Raw genomic sequence first — 811 nt, 5'->3', positions numbered from 1 at the left:
CACCAGCAGCGACGACGGCTCGTCCATCGACGCCCCGAAGGTCGAGGGCGAGGGGACGACGTTCATCTACGGCGGCAACCCGAACGGCGTGCGCGGCGAGTTCAAGTAGTCGGCATGGCGCTCGACTCCGAGCGCTGACCCGCTCTCCCCGCCCCTGGCTCTTCCCCTGACACGGCGCGGCCCCGGTGCTGTCACACCGGGGCCGCTTTTGGGCCGCCCCAACCCTGAGAGGAAGCACGACCCATGAGGTACATCGATGCTGTTCAAGCGATTGTTACCGCCGCTTGGTACGACCGCGAGCCGACCACTGCCCAACTGGCGGCCATCGAGCGGGAGATGCCCGCGATCACTGCTGACATCGAGTGGCTGGACGCGGTCATCACCACGCTGGACCGCACCCCGACCGAGCTGGACACCCGCCGCATCCGCCGGGCCCGGCGCCGCGCTCTGGACGCGCGCCGGGACCTGGCCAACCACTCCGCCCCTGACGCGGAGGTGGGCGCATGAGCCGCGAGGATGCCGCGCTGACGGCGGCGCACAACGAGGTCAAGTCCGAGCTGGCACGTACGGACACCAAGGCGTCGCTGCTGCTCGCCTTCAACGGCGCGCTGCTGGCCGGTGTCCTCACCGCAGCAACCAACATGCGCATGAACACCGCCGGCGTCGTGGTCGGCGCCGCCGGGACCGGGGTGCTGCTGGCGTCGGTGGCGCTGTTGCTGCTCACGGTCCGCCCGAACCTGAACGGCGGCGGTGGCTTCCCGCACTGGGCCACCCTCGCCCCCGACCAGCTGCGCGCGCACCTGGTCGCGGA

2 protein-coding genes are annotated in these 811 nt (G+C 71.0%); both read left to right on the top strand.

Features of this window, described 5'->3' with window-relative positions; translation table 11 throughout:
• Nucleotides 1–243 precede the first annotated feature (243 nt).
• Nucleotides 244–507 carry a DUF6284 family protein gene (locus NMN56_RS42965; protein ID WP_274040367.1) on the top strand — a complete coding sequence of 88 codons (264 nt, stop codon included), beginning with the start codon at nt 244–246 and terminating at the stop codon, nt 505–507.
• Nucleotides 504–811 (top strand): Pycsar system effector family protein (locus tag NMN56_RS42960; RefSeq protein WP_283742585.1); only part of this gene is annotated, 308 nt, incomplete at its 3' end. The genes NMN56_RS42965 and NMN56_RS42960, both read left to right, overlap by 4 nt.

The organism is Streptomyces iconiensis, assembly GCF_028657195.3.
Lineage (GTDB): Bacteria > Actinomycetota > Actinomycetes > Streptomycetales > Streptomycetaceae > Streptomyces > Streptomyces iconiensis.
Note: the sequence above shows the minus strand (reverse complement) of the source record. Positions and strands in the feature narration are given on the sequence as shown.

What these genes read in the sequence shown, in the direction of transcription:
- NMN56_RS42965 (WP_274040367.1), top strand. Translation starts at nt 244, where the DNA reads ATGAGGTACATCGATGCTGTTCAAGCGATTGTTACCGCCGCTTGGTAC.